Annotated in this window: 5 protein-coding genes; 4 read left to right on the top strand and 1 reads right to left on the bottom strand. The window is 66.0% G+C overall.

The window, feature by feature from the left end; all coding sequences use genetic code 11:
- The first annotated feature begins 45 nt into the window (after positions 1–45).
- Positions 46–492, top strand: a complete 447-nt coding sequence (locus tag Q8N40_RS05425) for an NfeD family protein (protein ID WP_305318875.1) — start codon at positions 46–48, stop codon at positions 490–492.
- A gap of 43 nt (positions 493–535) precedes the next feature.
- The gene (locus Q8N40_RS05430) at positions 536–1015 is read left to right on the top strand and encodes a carboxymuconolactone decarboxylase family protein (protein ID WP_371135621.1); all 480 of its coding nucleotides are present in this window, start codon (positions 536–538) and stop codon (positions 1013–1015) included.
- Between the two features lie 132 nt (positions 1016–1147).
- Here the strand turns inward: Q8N40_RS05430 and Q8N40_RS05435 are convergent, their stop codons facing one another.
- Positions 1148–2167 carry an SIS domain-containing protein gene (locus Q8N40_RS05435; RefSeq protein ID WP_305711085.1) on the bottom strand — a complete coding sequence of 340 codons (1020 nt, stop codon included), beginning with the start codon at positions 2165–2167 and terminating at the stop codon, positions 1148–1150.
- Between the two features lie 203 nt (positions 2168–2370).
- On the opposite strand from Q8N40_RS05435, the gene Q8N40_RS05440 reads away from it, so the two are divergent.
- Both Q8N40_RS05440 and Q8N40_RS05445 read left to right on the top strand, forming a co-directional pair.
- Positions 2371–4098, top strand: coding sequence for an outer membrane beta-barrel protein (locus tag Q8N40_RS05440; RefSeq protein WP_305711086.1), 1728 nt, complete (start codon positions 2371–2373; stop codon positions 4096–4098).
- Positions 4099–4301: 203 nt separating this feature from the next.
- Positions 4302–4922 (top strand): M48 family metalloprotease (locus tag Q8N40_RS05445; protein WP_305711087.1); only part of this gene is annotated, 621 nt, incomplete at its 3' end.

Below are 4922 nucleotides of genomic sequence, written 5' to 3' on the forward strand. Positions count from 1 at the left end.
CCGTATTGATGTGATCGGTAACGAGAAAGAACAGAGGGTCACACGATGACCGAGATATTTTCCACCCTGGGCACCTGGAACTGGCTGATCTTCGGCTTCCTCCTGATGGCGCTGGAATTGCTGGCGCCCGGTGTCTTCCTGTTCTGGCTCGGGCTCGCCGCGCTGCTGGTCGGGCTGCTGTCATTCGCGATCGATCCGTCCTGGCAGACCCAGCTGCTGATGTTCGCGGTCTTCGCCGTCGCCGCGGTGCCGCTGTGGCGGCGGGTCGCGCGCAGCAACAGCGGCGTCAGCCGGAGCAACCCGTTTCTCAACAAGCGCACCGACGCGCTGGTCGGCCGGGTATTCACGCTGGAAAAGCCGATCATCGACGGCTCGGGCACGGTCAAGATCGACGATACGATCTGGCGCGTCGCCGGTCCCGATGCGCCGGCCGGCAGCCGGGTCAGGATCGTGCAGGCCGACGGCGCCAGTCTGACGGTGGCGGCGGCCTGATCAAGGCGATGTCAGCTTGCTCCACCGTTCGGCGAAGCGCATCATGCGCGGCGCGCCGCCGCTGCTGCTGTTCCGCACCATCGCCGTCAGCGCGCGCGCCTGGGAGAAATTTTCCGCCGGCGGCCTGCTCGACCGCGGCCCGCTGACCCTGCGCGAGCGTGAAATCGTCATCGACCGCACCTGCGCGCGGACCGGCTGCGAGTATGAATGGGGCGTCCATATCGCGGCCTTCGCCGCCGCCGCCCGTCTCACCGACCGGGAGGTCCGTGCCACCGTGCTGGGCGAGGCGACGGATCCCTGCTGGTCGGTGGCCGAGCAGGCGCTGCTGTCGGCAGTCGACGCGCTGCATCTGCGCGCCACGCTCAGCGACGCGGAATTCGCAGCACTGTCGGCGCATTACGACGAGGCGAAGATTCTGGAGATCATGCTGCTGTGCGGCTTCTATCGCACCGTGTCGTATCTGGCCAACGGCCTGGCCTTGCCGCTGGAGGCGAGCGCGGCACGGTTTCCGACACGAGCATAACTCTCGCGTCGTCCCTGCGAACGCAGGGACCGATACTCCGTGCAGGTGCGATAAGGCACGTACGCAGTGACCTTCTGCAACAACTGACGTCCGGGATTATGGGTCCCTGCGTTCGCAGGGACGAAGCCATACCTACGTCACGCCGGCCCTTAGCACGTCGTGCACATGCACGATGCCGACCGGCTTCTTGCCTTCGGCAACGATCAGCACCGTCACCGCGGGCTTCGACGAATTGATCGTCTCCAGCATTTCGGTGGCGAGCATGCCGGGCAGAATGGTGCGGGGATTCCTGGTCATGACTTCGTCGACCGAGGCCGTCATCAGATCGGGGCGCATGTGACGGCGCAGATCGCCGTCGGTGATGATGCCGGCGATCTCGCCCTTGGCGTCGACGATGCAGACGCAGCCAAATCCCTTGGTCGACATTTCCACCAGCGCGTCCGACATCCTGGCGCCGAGCGATTTGACCGGGATGGCGTCGCCGGTATGCATGATGTCACGGACGAAATTGAGCATCGCGCCGAGCTTGCCGCCGGGGTGAAAACTGGCGAATTCCAGCGCAGTGAAGCCGCGGCCCTCGAGCAGCGCGATGGCGAGCGCGTCGCCGATCGCCGCCTGCATCAGCGAGGAGGTGGTCGGCGCCAGATTGTGCGGACAGGCCTCGCGCGCCTTCGGCAGCTCCAGCACGATGCGCGCCGCCGCGCCCAGCGAGGAGGCGGCGCTGGAGGTGACCGCAATCATCGGAATCGCGAAACGGCTGGAATAATTGACGAGGTTCTTCATCTCGGGCTGCTCGCCGGACCACGACAGCGCGATGATGACGTCGTCCGGCGTGATCATGCCGAGATCGCCATGGCTGGCTTCGGCGGCGTGGACGAAGAAGGCCGGCGTGCCGGTCGAGGCCAGCGTCGCCGCGATCTTGCGCGCGACATGGCCCGACTTGCCGAGCCCGGTGACGATGACGCGGCCCTTGGCGTTGCGGATCAGCTCGACGGTGGCGGTGAAGGCTTCCCCGAGCGGGCCCTGCAAGGCGGCCGAAATTGCGGCGATGCCGGCGGCTTCCGTATCGAGCGTGCGCAGGCCCGAGGCGACGGCGGCGCTCGCGGAGTCGGTACCGGATGATTGTGCCATCAGCGGTTTCGTATTGGCCATGCGTGATTCCGAGGGAGGGGGCTGTTGGGCCCCGTACCCCTCCTTAGCATGGGCGGATCGGTGATGCGACGCAGGCTCCGGTTCTCAACGGGTCATTAACCATAATTGTTTTAACTCCATTAACGAGGTTTCCGTGCGGGCCTTCGCGCATGCCCGGAACCCACCGACTAAGTATTGAATTTGTTGGAGTATTTTTAATCGTGATGTCGGGTCCAGCCAAGGGCCGTCGAGGGCGTGTAACGGTTTTACGCGCGTTATTGCCATGCCTTGCGCTGACCCTCGCGCTGATCGCTATCGCTGCCGCCCCAGGCCACGCCCAGACCCTGACACCCGACCTGTTCCACCCGGCCCGCGCCGGCTTTGTGTCGCCGCAGGATTCGCCGCTGCGCCGGACCGGAGAGTCCACCGACCGCACCAGCGATGCCGCCAATGACGCGCGGCTGCGCGACAAGGACGTGCCGGCGAAATCGCGGATCGGCGCGATCCCCACCTACGGCCTACCCGCCGCCAGCGGCGCCTCGACATCCGGCTACGACTCGCTCAACCGGACGAAGAAAAAGACAAAATACTATCCCGGTCAGGCCAGGCCCAAGCCGCCGCCGGGCCCCGGCAGCAAGCCGCCGCAGCCTTTGCCCGCCAACGGGCGGGTGCGGCTGTCGATCCCGCCCTCGGACACCGCCAACAAGACGCCGATCGCGCCGGCGATGGCCGGCACCGTCGCAGGCCAGCCGCCACGCAAGCGGCTGAAGGTCGACGACGATCCCTTCGGCGCGATCGGCGATTACGCCGGCAGCTTTTTGATCAAGTCCGCGGTCGAACTGCGCGGCGGCTTCGACACCAATCCGCGCCGCACCGTGGCGCCAAAGGGATCGCCGTTCTATGTGGTGGCGCCGGAATTCCTCGCGGTCTCCGACTGGCAGCGCCACGCGGTGGTCGCCGACCTCCGCGGTTCGTTCACCGGCTACGGCAACACCTTTCCGCCGCCGACCGACGGCACCATCTCCTCGGCCCCGGTCGTGGTCGACCGGCCGGATTTTGACGGCCATATCGACGGCCGGCTCGATGTCAGCCGCGACTTCCGCCTCACCGGGCAGGGGCGGCTGCGCGTGGCCACCGACAATCCCGGCAGCCCGAACGTCCAGGCCGGCCTGCAGCGTTATCCGGTCTATTCGACGCTCGGCGGCACCTTCGGCGTCGACCAGAATTTCAACCGCCTGCAACTGTCCGCCGGCCTCACCACCGACCGCACCGTCTACACGGCGTCGAAACTCACCGACGGAACGTCGTCCAGCAACGACGACCGCAACTACAGCCAGTTCGGCGGTCTCGGCCGCGTCAGCTACGATCTGATCCCCGGCCTGAAACCGTTCGGCGAGATCGTCGGCAACGTCCGCTCGCATGACCAACTGGCCGATCGCAACGGCTTTCAGCGCAATTCCAGCGGCGGTTCGGTGCGCGCCGGCACCAGCTTCGAGTTCTCGCGCATCCTGACCGGCGAGCTTGCGATCGGCTGGGCGGCGCGCACCTATGAGGATCCGCGGCTGCTGCCGCTGCAGGGGCTCTTGACGTCAGCCTCGCTGGTGTGGGTGGCGACACCGCTGACCACCGCGAGATTCTTCGCCACCACCTCAATCGACGAAACCACGCTGCCCGGCGTCTCCGGCGTGCTGACCAATACCTATACGGTGCAGGTCGATCACGATTTCCGCCGCTGGCTCACCGCCATCGGCAGCTTCACCTGGGGCACCCAGGACTATCAGGGCGACGCGCGCTTCGACCGCTTCTATTCGGTCTCCGGCGACCTGATCTACAAGCTGAACCGCAATATCTGGCTCAAGGGTACGCTGCGCCGCAACTGGCTCGACTCCAGCATCGTCGGCAACAGCACAAATTCGACGGTGGTGATTCTGGGCGTGAGGCTGCAGCACTAGCGGCAGACGCGCGCCTCATGGCGTGGCTTCCAGCGCCAGTTTGACGCGGAACGGCCTCGCTTTATCCACTTTGGGCATCGGAAGCCCTCTCGCGCGCCAGGCGCGACGCGGCGACGCACCCCTCGGCCTTGAACCGCCGCCGGGGCAATCTACTTGAATCACTGCATGCCGCGGGCTCTGCCGCCGGCATCAGGGAGACCATAATGAACTACCTTCGAACCGCGATCCTGTTGGCCGGTCTTACGGCCCTGTTCATGGGCGTCGGTTATCTGATCGGCGGCGCCGCCGGCGCCACCATCGCGCTTTTGATCGCCGCCGCGACCAACCTGTTCGCCTACTGGAATTCGGACCGCATGGTGCTGTCGATGTACGGCGCCCATGAGGTCGATGCGCGCAGCGCGCCCGAACTGGTCAGCCTGGTGGCCACGCTGGCCGGACGGGCCGGGCTGCCGATGCCGCGCGTGTTCCTGATGGACAATCCGCAGCCCAATGCGTTCGCCACCGGCCGCAATCCGGAGAACGCCGCCGTCGCCGTGACCACGGGGCTGATGCAGTCGCTCAACCGCGAGGAACTCGCCGGCGTGATCGCCCATGAGCTTGCCCACATCAAGAACCACGACACGCTGCTGATGACCATCACGGCGTCGATCGCCGGCGCGATCTCGATGCTGGGGCAGTTCGGTATGTTCTTCGGCGGCAACCGCGACAACAATCATGGTCCCGGCATCATCGGTTCGATCGCGATGATGATTCTGGCGCCGCTTGGCGCCATGCTGGTGCAGATGGCGATCAGCCGCACGCGGGAATATGCCGCCGACGATCTC

Origin of the sequence: Bradyrhizobium sp. (assembly GCF_030693485.1) — a bacterium.
Classification (GTDB): Bacteria; Pseudomonadota; Alphaproteobacteria; order Rhizobiales; family Xanthobacteraceae; genus Bradyrhizobium.

Bases quoted from the DNA above. Each gene is read 5' to 3' on its own strand.
- Q8N40_RS05430 (WP_371135621.1), top strand. From the start codon at position 536: ATGCGCGGCGCGCCGCCGCTGCTGCTGTTCCGCACCATCGCCGTCAGC.
- Q8N40_RS05425 (WP_305318875.1), top strand. From the start codon at position 46: ATGACCGAGATATTTTCCACCCTGGGCACCTGGAACTGGCTGATCTTC.
- Q8N40_RS05440 (WP_305711086.1), top strand. From the start codon at position 2,371: ATGTCGGGTCCAGCCAAGGGCCGTCGAGGGCGTGTAACGGTTTTACGC.
- Q8N40_RS05435 (WP_305711085.1), bottom strand. From the start codon at position 2,167: ATGGCCAATACGAAACCGCTGATGGCACAATCATCCGGTACCGACTCC.